Below are 20,223 nucleotides of genomic sequence, written 5' to 3'. Positions count from 1 at the left end.
CGCAGCGAGCCGTCTCTAGACATCAAAACGCCCTTCAGCGCTGCCTCGGCGGCATCTGAAGGGCGTTCCTGTTTTCTGCAGCCCTCAGGCGAGTCACGCTCGCCTGAGGGCGTTGCCGGCCATGCATGGCCGGCAACGTGAACTCACTTGCCTTGGCTGACGCTGCCGCTCTCGGGTTGCCAGACATTCAGTGCCGCCTCGCGCATGGCACGCTTCTCTGCATCGCTTGCTCCCCAGTTGCCGTCATAGACGACACCTTCCCATTCGCCGTAGGTCGGGTTGGGCAGCATGATGAAGCGGCGTCCGAATTCACCGGCCTGCTTCTCGACTTCCGCGTGGCGTGCCGCGCTGGTGGCTTGCTGGAAGGCCTGATCGAAGTCCCCCAGGTTGTCACCCATCAGGATGACGATGTCGTGCTCGGCCGTGACGCTGGCGCGGCGTGCGGTCTTGTCGGAGCTGTCGGTACGCGGCATCACGTGCTCGGCATTCGCCTGCGGGAAGCCCAGTGCGGCGAGATTGTCGATGGTGGCCTGCTTGCCGACCGCCTTGCGATTGGTGATGTAGTAGACATCGACACCGCTGTCGTGGGCGTAGTTGAGGAAGTCGACGGCGCCCGGGGAGGCGGTGGAGACGGCGTCGTCTACCCAGTCCGCCCAGCTCTGGCTGTCGTAGGTACGGCCTTCGCGCAGCGCCCAGCCACCATAGCTGGTGGTGTCGAGCACGGTATCATCGACATCCACGACCACCGCGAGTGGCTTGTCCTCGGCACTGCGGCGCGCGAGTGCCAGATTCAGACGATCATGCGCCACATTGAAGGCCTGCAGCGACAGGCCATGGAATTCAGCGCTGCGTTGTATCCAGAGGGTCGCCAGCATGGCCTGGTCGCTGAGTGGAGCGGCCTGGGCGGCGACGGGGGCCCCACCTTCGGTGGAATTCAGGGAGGGCGTCTGTTCCGCTGTCGGGGCTCCAGAGCTGGCACAGCCGGCCATCGTCAACAGGAGGGCGGCAGACGTACTGAGGGTCGCAAGACGGCGCATGAGGCAGGGTTTCCTTGTTCGGGAGGAGAGGGTGGATTCGTGGTGACCTGCGGTCATCGTGATCCAGGGATGATGCGATTGCGGGATGATGACGTGATGTCGGTGCCATCATAAGTCATGCCTGCGCGACTCAGCGTTGCGTCGGCCTCGCGCTGAGTGGCGTGGTAGAATCCGCCGACTGTCGATGCGGCGACAGGCAAGCCGCCTCGCCGTATCCTCTCTGCCAGTGTCCATTTCCAGGAGTCCGTGCGGATCATGAATGCCAGTGCTGTTTCGTTCGATCTTTCCGCGGTAGCGGCGGCTGCCGAGCATGTGCGTGGTGGCGGCATCGTCGCCTATCCCACCGAGGCCGTGTGGGGGTTGGGATGTGACCCCGACGATGGCGAGGCGCTGTCGCGCCTGATCCGGCTCAAGGAGCGCGATCCGTCCAAGGGACTGATCCTGATCGCCGGCGACGTGACGCAGATCGAGCCCTGGCTTGAAGGGATCTCCGAGCAGCAACGTGAACGGTTGATGGCCAGCTGGCCCGGCCCCTTCACCTGGCTGGTGCCTGACAATGGTCGCGCCCATCCGCTGCTCAAGGGAGAGCACGTGAGTCTGGCGGTACGTGTCAGTGATCATCCTCTGGTCCAGGCGCTGTGTGCGGCGCTGGATGGCCCGCTGGTATCCACCTCGGCCAATCGTGCGGGAGACGCTCCGGCGATGACGGCTGCCGAAGTGCAGGCTGCCTTCGGTGAGGCGCTGGCGGACGACGTGATTCTGACGGGGCCGCTGGGCGGCAATCCTCGCCCCAGTACCATTCGTGATCTGGTGACCGGCGAGGTCCTGCGGGCCTGAGCGTTCACTTTCTTGATGCAGGTCAGGCGCGCAGTCGAGTTCGTCTGCCCGGCCCGCGCGGGAGGGGTATGCTGGCGCTTTCGTTTTCCTCGGCAAGCGCAGCGACGTTATCGTCGCTTTGACATCTTTCATTTTTCGATTCATCGGAGGCATCGTGGCACACGCCAATCTTGAAGACGTGAAGGTCTACCTGCTCGACCTGCAGGACCGCCTGTGTGATGCATTGCAAGCCTGCGATGGCAAGGCTGACTTTCGGGAAGACAGCTGGGAGCGTGCCGAAGGTGGCGGCGGCCGCTCACGAGTCATCGAGAATGGCGGTGTCTTCGAGAAGGGCGGCGTCAATTTCTCGCATGTCTTCGGTCACGAGCTGCCGGCCTCGGCGACTGCCGTTCGTCCTGAGCTGGCGGGCCGCAGTTTCCACGCGGTGGGGGTCAGCTGGGTGTTGCATCCCCATAATCCGCATGTCCCGACCAGTCATGGCAACGTGCGCTTCTTCATCGCCGAGAAGGAAGGCGAGGAGCCGGTCTGGTGGTTCGGCGGCGGTTACGACCTTACGCCGTTCTATCCGGTGCTGGAAGATGCCCGTCATTGGCACCAGACCGCGCACGATGCCTGCATCGCCTTCGGCAGCGATGTCTATCCTCGCTACAAGGCCTGGTGTGACGAGTATTTCTATCTCAAGCATCGCGGTGAGACGCGTGGCATCGGCGGCCTGTTCTTCGATGATCTCAACGAGTGGGGTTTCGAGCGTTGCTTCGCCTTCCAGCAGTCAGTGGGAGACAGCTTCCTCGATGCCTATCTGCCCATCGTCGAGCGCCGTCGTGATACGGCCCATGGCGAGCGTGAACGCAACTTCCAGCTCTATCGTCGCGGCCGGTACGTGGAATTCAATCTGGTCTGGGACCGTGGCACCCTGTTCGGCCTGCAGAGCGGCGGACGCACCGAGTCCATCCTGATGTCGATGCCGCCGGTGGTCCACTGGGAGTATGGTTACCAGCCCGAGGAAGGCAGTCCCGAAGCCGCGCTCTATCGTGACTTCCTGCATGCCCGCGACTGGCTGGGCGGAGAGGCCTGATCGCGTCATTGGCCCTGATGTTTCACTGTGATTGTCACCGGAGTCCTGATGTCCCGCTACGCTGTATTCGGCAACCCGATTGCCCACTCGAAATCCCCGCTGATTCATCGTGCCTTCGCTGAGCAGCTCAAGGACTCCCTGAGCTACGAGGCGCGACTGGCGCCGGTGGATGACTTCGCGGCTGGCTGGGCCGAGTTCGTCGCTGAAGGCGGGCAGGGGGCGAATGTCACCATGCCCTTCAAGGAGCAGGCCTATCGGCTGGTCGAGGTATTGAGTCCGCGCGCTCGTCGCGCCGGGGCCGTGAATACTCTGCTGCTGGGCAAGAATGGCCAGCTGTATGGCGATACCACCGATGGCGTCGGGCTGACCCGTGACCTCGAGCGTCTCGAGGCCCCGCTCACGGACGCGCGTATCCTGATTCTTGGCGCTGGCGGCGCCGTGCGTGGCGTGCTGGAGCCTCTGTTGGCCAAGCAGCCTGCGGCATTGGTGATCGCCAATCGCACCGCTGCCAAGGCCAGCGCGCTGGCCGAGGACTTCGCGGACCTGGCGGGAGATGGCTGTCAGCTCTCCGGTGGCAGCTACGAGGCCATCGAGGGTCAGTTCGACCTGGTCATCAATGGCACCAGCGCATCGCTGGGCGGTGAGTTGCCGCCGTTGCCGGATTCGTTGTTCTCATCGCAGGCACTGGCCTACGACATGATGTATGCCGCCGAGCCGACCGTCTTCATGCGCTGGGCCAGCGAGCAGGGGGCACGGGGCGAGGATGGTCTCGGCATGCTGGTGGAGCAGGCGGCCGAGTCCTACTTCCTGTGGCGCCACAAGCGCCCGGATACGGCACCCGTGGCGGACATGCTGCGCAAGATGCTGGTCAGCGGCTGACAGGTCGCTGAGGCAGGTCAGTCAGTGACTGCAGCCCGGGTGGCCGGGATGCATGCAGGAGCCGGCACTTCGTTCAACGACGTGCCGGCTCCTTGCGTTGCGGGACAGAAAAGAAAGTGGATACCGAGGAGGTGGGTACGATTCTCAAGCGCTGGCAGCGGACAGCGCCGATGGCGTGCAGGTTTCCAGACGATAGCCATGTTGATACACGCTCTTCAGGCGCAGGCCACGCCGACCGTCGAGTTCCAGCTTGCGGCGCAGGCGACTGATATGGGTGTCGACGGTGCGGGTGGAGATGTCGCCGTTGATCCCCCAGACCATCTCGAGCAGGTAAGCCCGCGAGAACAGCTCTCCAACATGACGCAACAGCAGCACGGCAAGCCGGTATTCGCGCTGCGTCAGATTGACGGGATGTTCGCCGCACCAGATGGTGTGCTCATCCTGTTCGATCCGGTACTGGCCGGGGAGCGCTTCCACTTCCTGCGATCCATTGCTGGCCTTGCTGTTGGCAAGGCGTCGTCCCAGCGCGGACACCCGGGCTGACAGCTCTCTGGGATTGATGGGTTTGCTCAGGAAGTCGTCGGCACCATGCTGCAAGGCATGCACGACATCCTCCTCTCCCTGGCTTGCGGTGATGAACAGGATCAACCCCTGCCAGCCGTGTTCATTGCGCAGCGTACGCGTCAGTTCCATGCCGCAGGCATCCGGCAGCTGCCAGTCGATGATCAGCAGATCGAAGCTGCGTTCACGCAATGCGCGCAACAGTTGGCTCGCGCGTTCGAATCCTGCCACTTCATGCCCCTGGGACTCGAGACACAGGGTCAGATAATCACGTTGATCATGGTCATCTTCGAGAATGCCGATATGCATGTCGTTGCCTCCCTGCATGGGTATGACCAGCAGTCTACGCGCCCCTTGCGTGAGACCGCGTCACAATGGTTCACGTTTGGCCCGACGATGGCGGCTTATACTCGTTCCCAGCTGCTCTCTTGCTGTCGTGCACCTCTGCTCATGGTGGCTCGTGATTGGCGATGATGCCTCGCGACGGTGAATCACTGGCCGTGATCAATGGCTACCCATGATCCACAGGAGTCTCCCTCATGCCTCTTCTCGAACTCTCACGCCGCTTCATTCTGGCGTCATGTCGCATGCGCCACTGGCTCCTGCTGATGGCGTTGTCGCTCTCACCCTTCGCCATGGCGCTGGAAGCACCGCAAGGGCCGGTCGTGCTGCGCGTCACGGGTGATATCCGTCACGTCAATGCCGGTGATGAGGCACATTTCGATCGCGCGATGCTACAAGCGCTGCCACAGCGGGAAACCGTGACCACCACGCCATGGCATGACGGTGAAGTCAGCTTCAGCGGACCGCTCGGTTCGGCGCTGATGGAGGCGGTGGGCGTTGACAGTGGCACCATGCGCATCGTCGCGCTCAATGACTACGCGGCCAATGCCCCGGTGCAGGATTACTTCGACTACCCGGTGATACTGGCCATGCAGACCGAGGGCAAGCGTCTTCGGGTACGCGACAATGGCCCGATCTTCATCATCTATCCCTTCAGCGAGCAGCCGGATCTCCTCAACGAGGAAATCATGACTCGCTCTGTCTGGCAGGTGAAGCGGATCGTCATCGAACGCTGAGCCCACATTCTCCGCTCCGTCTGATGAGCTCTGGCAGGATGCCTGTGCATGAATCCTCTTCGTTCTCTGCATTTCAGAACCGCCATCGCCATTGCCGCGACGCTGTTTTTCGTCTCGGCACTGGTGACTGGCGTGTTGGTCTACCAACGCCAGCAGGCCCTTGAGCACAAGCTGCGCGAGAACCTGATCTGGGCGGTCTATCAGTTCGACAGGGAGGTACGCGAGCTGCGCATGGTGGTGGCCGAGGAGCAGCAGTCTCCCACGCCACCGGAACTGATGGATGACAGTGAGCTGCTGTTGCGTCTGGATATCCTGTACAGCCGGGTACAGCTGCTGCAGAACGGTCAACTCGGCAGCATGCTGGCGGGGATGCCGGAACTGCATGTCCAGCTGCTGGCGATGCTGCCCAGAATCGAGGTGCTGGACAACGGCATCATGGAGCTTGCGAGTCGTCAGCAGCGTGAAGAGGCACTCTACGCGCAGCTGCTCAGTCGCCTGGTCTCTCTTCAGGAGCAGACAGGCAAGCTGCTGCTGGATATCAACGCGGAGGCTGCCTTGCAGCGCACGAAGGAGCGTACGGAGCTTCTCAATCTGTATGCACTCGCGCTGTCACTGGTCCTGCTGATGACCCTCAGCGGCACTGTCCTGGTGGTCGCTCTGATCGTCGAGAGTCGCGGGCGGGCCTCCAAGACCCGCAAGCTGGAGGAGCGTACTCAGGAGCTGGATGGCATGGTGCAGCTGGCGCAGGCCGCCAGTCGTGCCAAGTCGGAATTCATGGCGATCATGAGTCATGAAATACGCACGCCTCTCAACGGCATGGTCGGCGTATCGGACCTCATCGGTGAGGAAGTCTCGACCCAGCGTGGGCAGCAATATCTGGTGATGCTGCGTCAGAGTGCCGAGAGTCTGCAGGCCGTCATCAATGACGTGCTGGATTACTCCAAGATCGAGGCCGGCAAGCTGGAGCTGGACCGGCGCTGCTTCTCGCTGCCCGACTTTCTCGAGTCATTGTCCGCGCATTACACCCGTCAGGCAGACGGTGCCGGCAAGGGGTGCTCGCGCATCTTCCTGGAGGAGCGTGCCGATGACCTGCCTGTCTGGGTCGAGGGAGACGTCAATCGTCTGCGCCAGGTGCTGACCAACCTGCTCAACAACGCGTTCAAGTTCTGTCCCCAGGGGACCATCCGGTTGCGGGTGTCGTCGCAAGAGGACGAGACCCTTCATTTCGAGGTCCACGACAGCGGTTGCGGTATCGCCTCTGACCAGGTGAGTCAGCTGTTTGCCCCCTTCACCCAGGTGGATACCTCGATGGCACGTCGCCATGAAGGGACCGGGCTGGGGTTGGCCATCTGCAAGCGGCTGGTGGAGGCAATGGGTGGAGAGATCGGCGTGGAGAGTCATCTTGGCCTCGGCAGTCGATTCTGGTGTCGCGTGCCGTTGCCGGTGCTGACAGCCTCCGAGGCCTGCCCCCAGCAGACGGCGAGGGAAGCCCCCTTGCCCGAGGCCCGCGTTCTGGTGGTGGAAGACAACGAGGTCAATCAGTCGCTGGCTCGCGCAATGCTGGAATATCTGGGGCAGCAGGTCACGATCGTCGAGGAGGGGGAGCAGGCGCTGGCCTGGCTGTCGCAGGCGGACCATGAGGTTGATCTGATCTTCATGGACATGCAGATGCCAGTGCTGGATGGTCTGGAGACGACACGACGCTGGCGTCAACGGGAAGCCGAGACGTCCGCGACCCGCCTGCCGATCATCGCGATGACTGCCAACGTGATGCAGGAAGATGCACGCCGTTGCATCGAGGCCGGAATGGACGGTGTCCTGCACAAACCCTTCACTCGTGATGACCTGCAGCAGGTGCTGCACCAATATCTGACGTCCCGCCAGCGGGAGATCCCCGTGGGCGCTGGCGTGGGCTCTGGCGCGGAGTCTGACGCGAAATCTGGCACGGAAGTTCTCGCCATGGCGAGCCTGGCGGAGGAGCCCTCCGCCAGTAGCGTCAACGTGCCGTTGGCGGATGAGCAAGCGGCGCCGCTCGGTACGGAGCCGTCATCTGATGAGACACATGCTGGCGCCGATCCGGCCTCTGATCAGTGTGACCTGAAGGGCAACCCGTCATCGCTGCTTCAGCAGGCGACCTGTCAGGAGCTGCTTGCCACCCTGAGTCGCGAGGCTTACTCACGACTGTTGAGCAATTACCTGACGCGCCTCGAGGGGCGACTCGACGTGATGTTGACCCTGCTACAGCAGAGGGATCTCGGGGAGCTCAAGCGGGAAGCGCATTCCCTGAAAGGGGCCTCTGCTTCGTTGGGATGCAGCGGTATCGCCAGCGGTGCCAGGGCGTTGGAGGAGGCCGCGATCTCCGAAGACATGACCCGGGCCCATCATCATGTCGCCACGCTGCGCGCCTTGAGTGTGCCGACGCGCGACAGTCTTCTCGAGCAGGGATATTTGCTCTCCTGAAGGGCTTTTTCTCATGAAGTGCCTTTTGCAGGAGCCCTCATGTGAGGGCGATAGGCGAGCGAAGGGAAGTGAAGCGGAAGAGAAAAGAGTGTAGGGAGTGTAGGAAGTGCAGGGCTCGCAAGACAGAAACGCCACCCATGGTGACATGAGTGGCGTTTCTGTCTTGAAGGAGCATCCGCTTGCTCGAGTCGGCTTTCTTGATCCGGGCATGCGTTGATGGGAAGCCTGTCCGTCAGTGAACGGAAGGCGCATGGCGCTGGATGAGGGCGCTGACGGCAGTGGGGGGGCAGTGGCTCCAGGCATTGAAGTCGGTGACTGTCATGGGCCGTGCGAAGAGATAGCCCTGGCCGAGATTGCAGCGAGTATCGCAGAGGTAGTCGCGTTGCTGTGTCGTCTCGATGCCTTCCCCGACGATAGCGAGATTGAGTCGCTGGCCAAGCTCGACGATGGTGCGCGTGATGGCACGGGCTTCCGGGTGGCTATCGCTGCGGCCGACGAAGCACTGGTCGATCTTCAGCTCGTCAAAGGGCAGATTGTAGAGCTGCATCATCGAGGAGAAGCCGGTACCGAAGTCATCCAGTGCCAGGCGATAACCGCGCTCGCGAATGGCGTTCAGGAGATGGCGGGCGTAGGTCAGACAGTCGATACCGCAACTTTCCGTGAGCTCCAGGGTGATCGTATGGGGGTCGACCTGATGCTGGCTGGCAAGTGCATCAAGCTTCTTCAGCATGTCACGCGAGCGAAGCAGTTGTGGGGAAAGATTGAGCGCCAGATTCAGCGTGAGGCCCTGTGATTGCCACTCCTGCTGCTGACCGAATCCCTGATGGATAACCTGCCAGGTAAGCGATTCGATGCGATTGCTGCGCTCCGCCAGGGCGATGAACTGGTTGGGCATGACCATGCCGCGCAGAGGATGCTGCCAACGCACGAGGGCCTCGGCACCACTCAGCTGGCCACTGGCAAGATCGATCTTGGGTTGATAGACGAGATGCAGCTGCTGTTGGGCCAGGGCCTCATCCAGCTCCGCGAGCGTCAGCGGATTATGGTGTTCATCGAGATCATTGAGCATGGACGCCAGATGCTTGAGATCGAACGGCTTGCTGAGCTGTCCCAGCATGTCCAGGCCACTGCGTCGGCCCTGATTGATCATCGCCTGCATGTCGTCATCGTGACAGGCGCTCATCAGAATGATGCCCGCCTCGACATTGCGCTCACGCAGATAGCTGAGAACATCAGCGCCGGTGAAGTCCCCCAGTTCATAATCCACCAGGATGAGGTCTGCCTGCAGAGAGGAAGGGTCACAGGCGATGTCCTGCAGTCCCTCACTTTCCATGCAGCTGAATCCGAAGGTGGAAAGCAGTCCGGCGATCAGCTCACGAAAGTCCGGATCATCGTCGATGATGAGTGCATGTCGCGTCATGTGATACATCCTTGGCTGGGGGCGAGAGGACGCTCACGGTGACATTTCTCGGGGGGTAGGTGAGCGCATGTCTGAAGACTAGCAACGTCGCCACTCACAACGCGTATATCGACACATTTGGCGCCACCTTTTTACATTCATGCGCCTGGTGGAGTCGTCCGGATTCAGAGTGGCGCACGGCGGTGAGACGTCGGGACACGAGATCGATGAATGCGCGGCAGAGATGCCAGAGGCGCCCGACAGGCGCCTCTGGAAGACGGGGACGTTCTCCTGCGTAAGCTGGCTCAGCGCAGCCTGTCGCAGTTGGGCTTCTCGCCGGCGGCCCGTGCCTGTTGGTAGGTCGGCAATGCGGTCTCGAGGCGCTCGTTGAGCGCGGTCATGCGCTGCTCGTCACTGGGGTGAGTGGACATCCAGACCGGAGGCTGAGCGCCACCGGAGGCGTTCATGTTGGCCCACAGCTTGATGCTGGCACGTGGGTCAAAGCCGGCTTCGGCCATCAGGTCCAGCCCCAGCAGGTCGGCCTCGGACTCATGTGAACGCGAGAACGGCTTGAGCACGCCATATTCCGCGCCCATGCCCAGCAATCCCATGAGCTGGTCACCGCCGGTGCCTTCCAGTCCGGCCAGTGCCTGGGTCAGGGAAAGACCTGCGGACGTCAGGGATTGGGTCGAGACGCGCTCATTGGCATGGCGGGCCAGCACGTGGGCGATCTCATGGCCGATGACGGTCGCCAGCTGATCCTGATTCTCGGCGACTTCCAGCAGACCGGTGTTGACGCCGATGTAGCCGCCCGGCAGTGCGAAGGCATTGGCAGAGTCATCCTCGAATACCTTGACCTGCCACTCGCTGATGCCATAGCTGGCGGGCACCTTGGCGGTCACGGCATCTGCCACGCAGCTGACATAGGCATCCTGGCGGCCTTCCACCACCGGCAGCTCCTGTTGGTACTTGCTAAAGCTGGCTTCTCCCATCTTCTCCAGCTCCTGATCCGAATAGAGCGTCAATTGGCTTCGGCCCAGAGGAGAACTGGCGCAGGCACTCAGGGTGACGGACGCCGCAAGAGCCGCCAGCGGGAGCAGACGGCGCAGGGCGCGGGGAGATGAGTGATCGAGCAATCCTGGCATTGAGGCCTCCTGGCAATGGTGACGATGACAACCTTCGAGTGCACGGCAAGGCGGTGCTGAACGTGCAAGAAACGTGCAGACAGCATAACCGGATAGGCGCAGTGGTGCAGTCAGCGAAATGATACGTTGCTGAGATCACAGCAACGTCAGGCCAGACGGGCTCGCCGGGCATGAGATACTGGGCGCGATCTCATGGGCCTGCCACGGCCCTTGCCCCATGTACCTGACAGGGAGTCATCATGTCACCAGAGTTTGAACACCGCCTCTCGCAGTTGCTGGACCGTCTGGAGCCGATGCTGCCGCCGACGGCTGTCGAGGTGGACTGGACACGAGACGTCGCCGCCTTGTGGACCCGCCACCCCCTGGGCGGCCGCCTGACCCCGATCGCGCCGCGTGATGCCCTGACGCTCGAGGATCTGCTCGGCATCGCCCGTCAGAAGCGCGAGCTGCTGGCCAATACCCGCGCCTTCCTGGCGGGTCGGCCGGCCAACCACGCGCTGCTGTGGGGCGCGCGTGGCACCGGCAAGTCATCGCTGGTACGTGCGCTGCTCAACACCCTGGGCAGTGAAGGCCTGCGGTTGATCCAGATAGACCGTCACGACCTGCCGGCGCTGCCGGGGCTGGTCGCCGAGCTGGCACAACAGCCGCACCGCTTCATCGTCTACTGTGATGACCTGTCCTTCGAGGGCAGCGATGACGCCTACAAGGCGCTCAAGAGCGTGCTGGATGGCACCCTGACGGGCCCGCCGGAGAACGTGCTGCTGTACGCCACGTCCAACCGTCGTCATCTGCTGCCGGAGCACATGAGCGACAATCACGACACCCATATCGTCGATGGCGAGCTGCATCATGGCGATGCGGTGGAAGAGAAGATCTCGCTGTCGGACCGCTTCGGCCTGTGGCTGGCCTTCCATCCCTTCAATCAGGATGCCTACCTGGAGACCTGTCAGCACTGGGTGGAATGGCGTCTCGGCGCGGGCAGCTTCGACGAGGCGGCGCGTGCCGAGGCGTTGCGTTACGCCACTCAGCGCGGGGTGCGCAGCGGGCGTGCTGCCTGGCAGTTCGCCAACCTGTGGGCGGGACAGAAGACGCTGGAAGCCTGATGCCATCATGTGACCGGGGTGTGCAGCACCGGCCACTGGCCTGAGGCAATGCGCCCAGACGAAGACGCCGCCCCTGCAGTCATCTGCGGGGGCGGCGTCGTTCAGGTGCGGAACCTGTTCAGAGCATGCGCGGCGGCTGTGATCAGCGGCGTTGCTTGCGTTCCTTGCGGGCTTCCTTGGTGCGCGCCAGTGAACGCTCTTTCGCGCGCTCGCGGTCATCGCTGCCCTGGGCACCGTCGAAGGGGTTGTCGCCTGAGCGGAACTCAAAGCGCATCGGCGTGCCCTTGACCTTGAGCACCTTGCGGAAGGTGTTGGTCAGATAGCGCTTGTAGGCTTCCGGCAGCTTGTTGGTCTGGTTGCCGTGCACCACGATCAGCGGCGGATTGGCGCCGCCCTGGTGCGCCATGCGCAGTTTGATGCGACGGCCGTTGACCATCGGCGGCTGGTGCGCCTGAGTGGCATCCTGCAGCAGGGTGGTCAGGCGCTTGGTCGACCAGCGGGCCACGGCACTCTCGAAGGCGCGGTCGATGGACGGGTAGAGGTCACCCACCGCCGTACCGTGCAGTGCGGAGATGAAGTGCAGGTCGGCGTAGTCGGCAAAGCCCAGGCGACGCTTGATCTCGGAACGCATCTTCTCCTTGGCTTCGCTTTCCAGGCCATCCCACTTGTTGACCACCAGCACCAGGGCGCGACCGCTGGTCAGCACGAAGTCCAACAGGTGGAGATCCTGCTCGACCAGGCCCTGACGGGCATCGAGCACCATCACGGCGACGTTGCACTTCTTGATCGCTTCCAGGGTCTTGATGATGGAGAACTTCTCCACCACTTCGCGCACGTTCTTGCGGCGACGGATCCCGGCGGTATCGACCAGCAGATACGGCTTGCCACGACGCTCGAAGGGAATCTCCACGGCGTCGGTGGTGGTGCCGGCCTGGTCAAAGACGACCACGCGCTCCTCGCCCAGCAGGCGGTTGACCAGCGTCGACTTGCCGACGTTCGGGCGACCGATGATGCCGATGCGCACGCCGCGGTCATCCAGCTCCGGATGCAGGTCCTCGTCTTCGCCTTCCTCGACTTCCGGGTAGGGCGAGAGTACCTCTTCCAGCAGCGTGGTGACGTTGCGACCATGCTCGGCGGCGATGGCGCGCGGGTCACCCAGACCCAGGGTCCAGAAGTCGGACTTGCCGATTTCCTCGTCCATGCCGTCGGTCTTGTTGACCACCAGCCAGGTCTTCTTCTGGTTGATGCGCAGGTGGTTGGCGATGGCTTCATCGGCCATGTTCAGGCCGGCGCGCGCGTCGACCATGAACAGCACGATGTCGGCCTCATCGATGGCGGCCAGCGACTGGCCCGCCATCATCAGGTCGATACCTTCCTCGTCACCGCTGATGCCGCCGGTGTCGATGACGGTGTAGGGCTTGCCACCGACCTTGCCGGTGCCGTACTTGCGGTCACGGGTCAGGCCCGGGAAGTCGGCGACCAGGGCATCACGGGTCTTGGTGAGGCGATTGAATAGCGTCGACTTGCCGACATTCGGGCGGCCGACCAGGGCGATCACGGGGTTCATGAAATCTCACAGCATTCGCAGGGATAGCATCGATGCCGGCCCCGGGCGGTCTGCTTCGAACCATGACGGCTGGAAAGCACCTTGTGCAGGCAGGGCGATAGCGATGATATCGGACTTGGGTCACTGAAGGGCGTCGTCGGCAGGCGCCTGACGAGGCGTGTCTCCAGTATGGCCCGCAGAGTGGGCCTTGGCACTCTCTGCGGAAATGATCTCGGGGCTGAGTTCAGCGAATCTGCCGACACCTTAGCGCGTCAGCCGACTCGTGTGGTCAGCGGGGGCGGTATTCTAGCACTGCGAGCATGACGCTACCAATGGCGTAGACGGCATTGCGTGCCCACAACGCATCAACGGCAGCACTGGGGCTGCCGTTGATGCGTTGCAGAGGCTTCCCGACCGGACTCAGGGAGCTTCGAGATCCAGTGCGGTCAGCTCGCCATCATTGGTGTAGACGAAGATGCGCTTGCCTTCGGTGAGCGGCGTGATGCTGATGCCGTCGCCACCGACGTCGTAGCGGCCAGCCATTTCCCCACTCTGGGCATCGATCAGGTGCACGTAGCCTTCATAATCTCCCACCACCAGCTTGCCATCGATGAAGGCGGGTGAGGTCAGCCAGCGACCCTCGAGGTCTTCCGATTTCCACAGCACGTTGCCGGTGTTGGCATCCATCGCCAGGATGTGGCTGGCGTTGTCGATGCTGAACAGGTAGTCACCCACGACGATCGGTGTCAGGTAGCTGGAGGAAGGCTTGTCCCACAGCGGCTCGCCATTGCGAGCATCCAGCGCGATCAGACGGCCGTTGTAGCTGGTGACGTACAGGCGACCGTCACGGGTCAGCACCGGCTGGCCATCCAGATCCACCAGCTGGTCCACTTCGGTACGCCCGGAGGGCACCGCGACCCGCAGGTCCCACAGCTCCTGACCCGAGCGGTTGTCCAGGGTCACGAGCTTGCCATTGGCGAAGCCGGCGAAGGTGACCGGCTGGATGACGCGCGGTGCGCCGGTGCCGCGCAGCGTCAACGCGGGGATGGTCGCGGAATAGACCCACTGTTCCTCGCCGGTGAAGCGATCCAGTGCGGTCACGCTGCCATCGACGCTCTGCACCACGATCAGCTCCTCGTTGTACTGAGGTGCGGCCAGCACTTCGCTGGAGACTCGCGTGCTCCATTCGATGCTGCCGTCCTGCTGGTCAATGGCGCTGACCTTGCCATCGCGGGTACCGACATACAGACGAGACGGGTCGGCATTCAGTGCACTGGTGATGCCGGCCGGCAGGGTGATCTGCCAGACCTCGTCGCCGGTCTTGGCATCGAAGGCTTCCAGCTCACCCTCTTCAGCCGCCACGAACAGCCGGTCATTGGCCACGATGGGGGCCAGCGGGTAGTGAGCGCGACCCAGGCCGTTGCCGACCGATTCGCTCCAGGCGGAATCCAGCGCCACCGTGGCATCGAAGTCGACGAGTTCCTTGGGGGCATACTCTGGCTGGGCACTGCTGGCGCAACCGGCCAACAGGCTGACGGTCAGCAGCGACACAGGCAGCGACAGGCGGTGATTCAGTTTCATGACGGGCTCTCCACGGCGAGGTCGGCGAGTTTCAGATCCAGCCCGTAGACCGGCTGGCCGCTCTGCTCGGACAGGCGGCTGGCTTCTTGATAGGCCGCGACGGCTTCATCACGCTTGCCTTGTGCCACCAGTGCATCCCCGCGCACGGCGGCGGCCTGTGCCGCGAGGGTCGTGGGCGGGTTCTCCAGCAGGCTCAAGGCCTTGTCCTGCTCGCCGAGCTCCACATGGAGTCGGGCCAGACGCAGGCTGGCCAGCCCCTTGAGATAGCTGTCGGCGTCGCTGTCCACCACGCTCTGCAGTGCCTTGGCGGCAGCGTCGAGGTCATCGGCCTTCACCGACATGCTGGCATCCAGCAGATGGGCCATCTGGGTATAGAGACTGTCGGCGTGCTCGCTTTCCAGCTCACTGATCAGGTTGCGTGCCCGCTGGACACCCGCATCTTCCAGCGTGGGCTGACTGACGAGGCTGATCAGCTGTTGATAGCGCATGGAGGCTGCCTCGGACTGACTGGCCTCGTAATTCTGCCAGGCCTTGAAGGCAAAGATGCCGGCACCGGCCAGCACGACACCGGCGATCAGTGACTTGCCGTTCTCGCTCCACCAGCGCTTGATGGCCTCAAGCTGTTCTTCTTCGCTTCTGAGCTCTTCCGCCACGGGCGGTCTCCTTGACCTGGCCGGTACGCCGGCACATGCATTCGGGAGGCGGGGCGCACTGGCCCCGCCGGATATTCACTGGCCGTCTCAGGCGCTGAAGACACTCGCGAGACGCTCGCCGAGGGCGCGCTGATTCAGGGTTTCCTGATCACGCTCCTCGCGCAGGAACTTGAGTCCCACGGTCCCTTCGATGACTTCATTCTCACCGAGAATCAATGCCACGCGTGCGCCGCTCTTGTCGGCCTTCTTCATCTGGCTCTTGAAGCTGCCGCCGCCGCAATGCAGCACGAGGCGCAGGTCGGGCAGGGCGCTGCGCAGATCTTCGGCCAGACGCATGGATTCGGCTTCCGCCTGCTCGCCCATCGACATCAGATAGACATCGACGGTCTCACGCACGGCCTCCGGGACCAGTTCCAGTGTCTCGAGCAGCAGGATCAGGCGCTCGACACCCATGGCGAAGCCGACCGCCGGTACCGGCTTGCCGCCCAGCTGTTCGAACAGGCTGTCATAGCGGCCACCGGCACACACGGTGCCCTGGCTGCCCAGTGCGGTGGTGGTCCACTCGAACACGCTGCGCGAATAGTAATCCAGGCCACGTACCAGGCGCGGATTGATGACGTACTGGATGCCCGCCGCATCGAGACGTGCCTTGAGGCCCTCGAAGTGCACGCGGGAAGCTTCATCCAGGTGATCGCCGAGACGCGGCGCGGCATCGACGACGGCGGCCATGTCCGGGTTCTTGGTATCGAGAATGCGCAGCGGATTGCTGTGCAGGCGACGCTTGGCGTCCTCGTCGAGCACATCCAGATGCTGCTCGAAGTATTCGATCAGCAGGTCACGATAGGCAGCACGTGCTTCCAGGCTGCCCAGTGAGTTCAGTTCGAGCGTGACGTGCTCCAGCAGGCCCAGCTGACGCCACAGGCGTGCCGAGATCAGGATCATCTCGGCATCGATGTCCGGGCCATCCATGCCGTAGGCTTCGACACCCACCTGATGGAACTGACGATAACGGCCTTTCTGCGGGCGCTCGTGGCGGAACATGGGGCCGGCATACCACAGGCGCTGGATCTGGTTGTGGACCAGACCGTTCTCCATCGCCATGCGCACGCAGCTGGCCGTGCCTTCCGGACGCAGGGTCAGGCTGTCGCCGTTGCGATCCTCGAAGGTGTACATCTCCTTCTCGACGATGTCGGTCACCTCGCCGATGGAGCGCTTGAACAGCGCCGTCTGCTCGACGATGGGCGTGCGAATCTCGCGATAGCCGTACTGGCCCATCAGGGTCTGCACCTGGCGTTCGAAGTATTGCCATACCGGTGAGTGGTCCGGCAGCAGGTCGTTCATGCCACGGATGGCCTGGATCTTGGTGCTCAACGTTCTCTCCTGAATCCTTGCGCATCTCCCCGCGGCAGCGGCATGCAACAGCATGACGTCAGGCGGGGAGACGAAGGCGCATCGTGATGATGCGCAAGCCGACTGAGACGTGCTCAGCCCTGGCGGATGATGGTATCGGCCTCACGGGCCTCTTTTTCGGCGACCTTGTCTCGAATCAGACGTTCCAGATCATCGACGAGCGTGTCGTTGGTCAGCTTGCTGGCCGGCTTGCCGTCCAGATAGACCAGATTCGCCGGGCTGCCGCCGGTCAGACCGACATCGGTCTCCTTGGCTTCACCGGGGCCGTTGACGACACAGCCGATCACCGAGACGTTCAGCGGCGTCAGCACGTCCTCGAGGCGATTCTCCAGCTCGTTCATGGTCTTGATGACGTCGAAGTTCTGACGTGAGCAGCTGGGGCAGGCAATGAAGTTGATGCCCTTGGCACGCAGCTTGAGACTCTTGAGCATGTCGAAGCCGACCTTGATCTCCTCGACCGGGTCCGCGGCCAGCGAGACACGGATGGTGTCGCCGATGCCGTCCATCAGCAGCATACCGAGGCCGATGGAGGATTTCACGGTACCGGAACGCAGACCACCGGCTTCGGTGATCCCCAGGTGCAGCGGCTGTTCGATGCGCGTGGCCAGATCACGATAGGCGGCGACGGCCATGAAGATGTCGCTGGCCTTGACGCTGACCTTGTATTCCTGGAAATCAAGGCGATCGAGGTGATCGATGTGGCGCATGGCGGATTCGACCAGCGCGGCCGGCGTCGGTTCGCCGTATTTCTTCTGGAGGTCCTTTTCCAGGGAGCCCGCGTTGACGCCGATGCGGATCGGGATACCGTTGTCACGCGCGGCACTGACCACGGCACGCACACGGTCTTCACGGCCGATGTTGCCCGGGTTGATGCGCAGGCAATCCACGCCGAGCTCGGCGACGCGCAGGGCGATCTTGTAGTCGAAGTGGATATCGGCCACCAGCGGGATGTTGCTCTGCTGCTTGATGCGACCGAAGGCTTCAGCGGCATCCATGTCCGGCACGCTGACACGCACGATATCGGCACCGGCATCCTCGAGACGCTTGATCTGCGCGACGGTGGCGGCGACATCGTTGGTGTCGGTATTGGTCATGCTCTGCACGGAAATCGGTGCATCGCCGCCGACGGCGACGTTGCCGACATGAATCTTGCGCGAGACGCGGCGCTTGATGGGGGAGTGACTATGCATGGGATTCCGGATCATTCACCGAGTGTGAGTTTGGCGACGGTGCCGCGTGTGGCGCTTTTCAGATCAACCGGCTCGTTCATGTATTCAAGGACGACGCCCGCAGATTTGCCGATGGTGAGCTTGAAAGGCGGCTTGCCTTCCAGCGTCTTGCTGCTGCCTGGCGGGTTGGTGCCGTAGAGCAGTTTCTTGCCATCCGCATCACGGATGTCGGTCCAGGAATCCGTATTGAAGGTCAGTGTCAGCTTGCGCGGGTCAGCGGCAGGGGCGGTAGCTTCCTGTACCGCTTGCGGTTCTGTCGTGTCCTCTGCGCCGGCAGCCGCGGTGTCGCTTGCGGTGTCCGCCGCGAGGCTGGCATCCGCCGGCGTGGTGCCGGTTTCGCTGACGTCGCCGCCAGTCATGGCCGGAGTCGCGCCGGGTGTCGTCGCGACGGATTCGCCGGTGCTGGCCTCCCCGGCATCGTCAGCGGCAGGCGCTGCTGCCGTCTGGGAGAGGGTCAGCTCGATCGAGCCATCGGCATTGACGACCGGTGAGCCATCGTCGGTCGCGCCTTCGCTGAGGGGAGCGGCGTCGGACGTCTCTGACGGTGAGGTGCGTCCATAGTCTCCACTCTGCCACCAGACGTAGCTGAGGCCGATCAGTCCGGCGATGACCAGCAGACTGACGAGTCGAAACAGGTACTTGCCCAGCTTGCCGGGCGGGCGCACCGAGGGGCTCATCGCAGGAGGATGGCGCTCCACCTCGGTGGTGCCGAACTGGGCATTGTACTGGCCGACGACCGCTTTCTCATCCATGCCCAGCAAGCGGGCATAGGCGCGCAGGTAACCGCGGCGGTAGGCCGCGATGGGGATCTGGTCGTAGTGGTCGCGTTCCAGGTCATCGACCAGACTGGGGCGCAGGTTGAGCTGTGTTGCCACTTCATCACGTGACAGCCCCTGATGCTCCCGCTCAGCCTTGAGAAGCTTGCCAGGCAGTGTGTCGCTGACGGACATGTCAGGGGAGGGCTGATGTTCGCTCATGGCGCATCCTTGTAGGGAAGAACGGACGACCGGATACCTGTCCGGGCACTCTTCCGGTATTGCTGTGAACAGTTACTGTAAACAACTGCTGTGAACGATGGTCGTGAAAACGGGTGACTGCCAACAGGAGTGACCATCCGCTCCGGCTGTCGAGCTGACATGCCACGACGGTGACGTGACCTCGCCGGCGATGGCAAGCCGTCATGCCATGTTGACGTCGGCACTATACCAAGGCCGGGCCAGAATTTTCACCGGCATTTCGGTCTTCCGGTGCCTCAACGAAGCAACCTGTCGCCGAGTGGCGCCCGGTGAGCCGGGCGCGCAGGGCGTTTCCCGCGTCACGCCACGCCCGAGCCCCGGTTTCATGGTGTGCGGATGACCGCGCGACCGGCCTCGCGTGTTCTGATCTGCTCCAGCTGTCGGCCGTAGAGGTCCGCCAGACGTGCATCACCGCGTGCCACGGCGACATCCACGGCCAGTTCCAGACTGTCACTGTCGGTGCCGTTCAGTCGGAAATATCGGCTCAGCGCCTGCTGGGCAGCGTCATCGTCACCGGCGTCGTGTTCCATGCGCGCCTTGGCGAGCCACGCCTCGGCTTCCCGCGGGTTGATCTTGACGGCACGATCGAAGTTCGCCCGTGCCTCGCTCGTCTTGCCCAGCTGCAGCTGACAGCGCCCCAGGTTGGTGTAGAGCTGGCCGCGGTTGTCATAGGTCAGATCCTGCGTGGCTTTTTCCAGCTGCTCGCAGGCGGCGACGTATTCCCCGCGCGAGTACAGGAATGCCGCATAGTTGTTGCGTGCCCGCGTGAACGAGGGGTCACTGGCGATGGACTGCTTGAAGTAGTCATCTGCCAGCACGTTCTCGCCCTGACGCTGATAGATCATCGCCAGCCCGGCCTTGGCTTCGGCATTCCCCTGCTGCAGCTTGAGTGCCTTCTGGAAGGCATTGTCCGCGCGTTGCAACTGATTACGACTCAGATAGGCCTCGCCGAGTTCCACATAGGCCGTCGATGCCTTGTTGTCATCGGGGGCCGCGTAAGGGTCATTGGTTTCCACGCGCGTCGCGCAGCCCGACAGGGTCAGGCCGGCAAGACTCAGGCACAGCAGCATGCCGCGAACTCGCGCCGTGGCGCCGCGGCGGGAAAAGCGATGAAGTGGCAGACGACTCGACATGCAATCCTCGCGAGATAAGGCTCGTGATCTGCCTGCGGGCGAGGATCGCTGCAGGCAACAGAAGCGCCTCCATCAAAGCG

General features: G+C 62.9%; 17 protein-coding genes. 6 read left to right on the top strand and 11 right to left on the bottom strand.

The genetic code is table 11. The features are described 5' to 3' along the window. Positions 1-143: 143 nt before the first annotated feature. Positions 144-1,037 (bottom strand): 5'-nucleotidase, lipoprotein e(P4) family, encoded by an 894-nt coding sequence (locus tag AC26AR_RS14045; RefSeq protein ID WP_488107232.1) that lies wholly within the window; start codon positions 1,035-1,037, stop codon positions 144-146. Between the two features lie 255 nt (positions 1,038-1,292). Between AC26AR_RS14045 and tsaC the strand changes: the two genes are divergently transcribed. The 3 genes from tsaC (at position 1,293) to aroE (ending at position 3,828) form a co-directional block, all read left to right on the top strand. Next, entirely contained in the window at positions 1,293-1,874 is a 582-nt protein-coding gene (gene tsaC / locus AC26AR_RS14040) for an L-threonylcarbamoyladenylate synthase type 1 TsaC (protein WP_077380089.1), read from the top strand. 154 nt (positions 1,875-2,028) lie between these two features. Beyond that, on the top strand, positions 2,029-2,949 hold the full coding sequence (gene hemF / locus AC26AR_RS14035) for an oxygen-dependent coproporphyrinogen oxidase (protein WP_488107231.1): 921 nt from the start codon (positions 2,029-2,031) through the stop codon (positions 2,947-2,949). Between the two features lie 45 nt (positions 2,950-2,994). Then, a complete protein-coding gene (gene aroE / locus AC26AR_RS14030; protein WP_103751502.1) occupies positions 2,995-3,828 on the top strand; it encodes a shikimate dehydrogenase in 834 nt (277 codons plus the stop codon). 144 nt (positions 3,829-3,972) lie between these two features. On the opposite strand, the gene AC26AR_RS14025 is transcribed toward aroE, so the two are convergent. After that, complete coding sequence (locus AC26AR_RS14025) at positions 3,973-4,698, bottom strand: response regulator transcription factor (RefSeq protein WP_077380082.1); 726 nt, start codon at positions 4,696-4,698, stop codon at positions 3,973-3,975. A gap of 230 nt (positions 4,699-4,928) precedes the next feature. Here AC26AR_RS14025 and AC26AR_RS14020 point away from each other — a divergent pair, with 230 nt between their 5' ends. Both AC26AR_RS14020 and AC26AR_RS14015 read left to right on the top strand, forming a co-directional pair. Continuing rightward, positions 4,929-5,468 (top strand): putative pterin-binding protein, encoded by a 540-nt coding sequence (locus tag AC26AR_RS14020; protein ID WP_488107230.1) that lies wholly within the window; start codon positions 4,929-4,931, stop codon positions 5,466-5,468. Between the two features lie 48 nt (positions 5,469-5,516). Beyond that, complete coding sequence (locus AC26AR_RS14015; RefSeq protein WP_488107229.1) at positions 5,517-7,928, top strand: ATP-binding protein; 2,412 nt, start codon at positions 5,517-5,519, stop codon at positions 7,926-7,928. 232 nt (positions 7,929-8,160) lie between these two features. Here the strand turns inward: AC26AR_RS14015 and AC26AR_RS14010 are convergent, their stop codons facing one another. Further along, positions 8,161-9,348 (bottom strand): EAL domain-containing response regulator, encoded by a 1,188-nt coding sequence (locus AC26AR_RS14010; RefSeq protein ID WP_488107228.1) that lies wholly within the window; start codon positions 9,346-9,348, stop codon positions 8,161-8,163. Positions 9,349-9,632: 284 nt separating this feature from the next. After that, positions 9,633-10,472: a M48 family metallopeptidase gene (locus AC26AR_RS14005; RefSeq protein ID WP_170877501.1), complete on the bottom strand. Its 840-nt coding sequence runs from the start codon at positions 10,470-10,472 to the stop codon at positions 9,633-9,635. Positions 10,473-10,711: 239 nt separating this feature from the next. On the opposite strand from AC26AR_RS14005, the gene AC26AR_RS14000 reads away from it, so the two are divergent. After that, positions 10,712-11,575 carry an ATP-binding protein gene (locus AC26AR_RS14000; RefSeq protein WP_077380076.1) on the top strand — a complete coding sequence of 288 codons (864 nt, stop codon included), beginning with the start codon at positions 10,712-10,714 and terminating at the stop codon, positions 11,573-11,575. A gap of 142 nt (positions 11,576-11,717) precedes the next feature. On the opposite strand, the gene der is transcribed toward AC26AR_RS14000, so the two are convergent. The 7 genes from der to pilW all read right to left on the bottom strand — a co-directional run bounded on the left by der (position 11,718) and on the right by pilW (position 20,143). Beyond that, on the bottom strand, positions 11,718-13,142 hold the full coding sequence (der, locus tag AC26AR_RS13995) for a ribosome biogenesis GTPase Der (protein ID WP_077380074.1): 1,425 nt from the start codon (positions 13,140-13,142) through the stop codon (positions 11,718-11,720). A 399-nt stretch (positions 13,143-13,541) separates the two neighbouring features. Further along, positions 13,542-14,702, bottom strand: a complete 1,161-nt coding sequence (gene bamB, locus AC26AR_RS13990) for an outer membrane protein assembly factor BamB (RefSeq protein ID WP_077380072.1) — start codon at positions 14,700-14,702, stop codon at positions 13,542-13,544. Next, on the bottom strand, positions 14,699-15,355 hold the full coding sequence (locus AC26AR_RS13985) for a YfgM family protein (RefSeq protein ID WP_084207900.1): 657 nt from the start codon (positions 15,353-15,355) through the stop codon (positions 14,699-14,701). The genes bamB and AC26AR_RS13985 overlap by 4 nt, the downstream gene beginning before the upstream one ends. Before the next feature lie 87 nt (positions 15,356-15,442). Next, a complete protein-coding gene (gene hisS, locus AC26AR_RS13980; RefSeq protein ID WP_127734456.1) occupies positions 15,443-16,726 on the bottom strand; it encodes a histidine--tRNA ligase in 1,284 nt (427 codons plus the stop codon). Between the two features lie 113 nt (positions 16,727-16,839). Next, positions 16,840-17,955 carry a flavodoxin-dependent (E)-4-hydroxy-3-methylbut-2-enyl-diphosphate synthase gene (gene ispG, locus AC26AR_RS13975; protein WP_077380065.1) on the bottom strand — a complete coding sequence of 372 codons (1,116 nt, stop codon included), beginning with the start codon at positions 17,953-17,955 and terminating at the stop codon, positions 16,840-16,842. An 11-nt stretch (positions 17,956-17,966) separates the two neighbouring features. Then, entirely contained in the window at positions 17,967-18,971 is a 1,005-nt protein-coding gene (locus AC26AR_RS13970) for a RodZ domain-containing protein (RefSeq protein WP_488107227.1), read from the bottom strand. 362 nt (positions 18,972-19,333) lie between these two features. Next, complete coding sequence (gene pilW, locus AC26AR_RS13965) at positions 19,334-20,143, bottom strand: type IV pilus biogenesis/stability protein PilW (RefSeq protein ID WP_303567406.1); 810 nt, start codon at positions 20,141-20,143, stop codon at positions 19,334-19,336. Between the last annotated feature and the right edge of the window lie 80 nt (positions 20,144-20,223).

This window comes from Cobetia sp. PS-4MA, from assembly GCF_057670765.1.
This window is presented reverse-complemented; position numbering and strand designations above follow the sequence as displayed.

Excerpts from the sequence above, each read along its gene's own strand:
- ispG (WP_077380065.1), bottom strand. The coding sequence starts at position 17,955 with ATGCATAGTCACTCCCCCATCAAGCGCCGCGTCTCGCGCAAGATTCAT.
- AC26AR_RS14000 (WP_077380076.1), top strand. The coding sequence starts at position 10,712 with ATGTCACCAGAGTTTGAACACCGCCTCTCGCAGTTGCTGGACCGTCTG.
- der (WP_077380074.1), bottom strand. The coding sequence starts at position 13,142 with ATGAACCCCGTGATCGCCCTGGTCGGCCGCCCGAATGTCGGCAAGTCG.
- AC26AR_RS14045 (WP_488107232.1), bottom strand. The coding sequence starts at position 1,037 with ATGCGCCGTCTTGCGACCCTCAGTACGTCTGCCGCCCTCCTGTTGACG.
- AC26AR_RS14025 (WP_077380082.1), bottom strand. The coding sequence starts at position 4,698 with ATGCATATCGGCATTCTCGAAGATGACCATGATCAACGTGATTATCTG.
- AC26AR_RS13970 (WP_488107227.1), bottom strand. The coding sequence starts at position 18,971 with ATGAGCGAACATCAGCCCTCCCCTGACATGTCCGTCAGCGACACACTG.
- AC26AR_RS14010 (WP_488107228.1), bottom strand. The coding sequence starts at position 9,348 with ATGACGCGACATGCACTCATCATCGACGATGATCCGGACTTTCGTGAG.
- tsaC (WP_077380089.1), top strand. The coding sequence starts at position 1,293 with ATGAATGCCAGTGCTGTTTCGTTCGATCTTTCCGCGGTAGCGGCGGCT.
- AC26AR_RS14020 (WP_488107230.1), top strand. The coding sequence starts at position 4,929 with ATGCCTCTTCTCGAACTCTCACGCCGCTTCATTCTGGCGTCATGTCGC.
- AC26AR_RS14015 (WP_488107229.1), top strand. The coding sequence starts at position 5,517 with ATGAATCCTCTTCGTTCTCTGCATTTCAGAACCGCCATCGCCATTGCC.
- AC26AR_RS14005 (WP_170877501.1), bottom strand. The coding sequence starts at position 10,472 with ATGCCAGGATTGCTCGATCACTCATCTCCCCGCGCCCTGCGCCGTCTG.
- pilW (WP_303567406.1), bottom strand. The coding sequence starts at position 20,143 with ATGTCGAGTCGTCTGCCACTTCATCGCTTTTCCCGCCGCGGCGCCACG.
- bamB (WP_077380072.1), bottom strand. The coding sequence starts at position 14,702 with ATGAAACTGAATCACCGCCTGTCGCTGCCTGTGTCGCTGCTGACCGTC.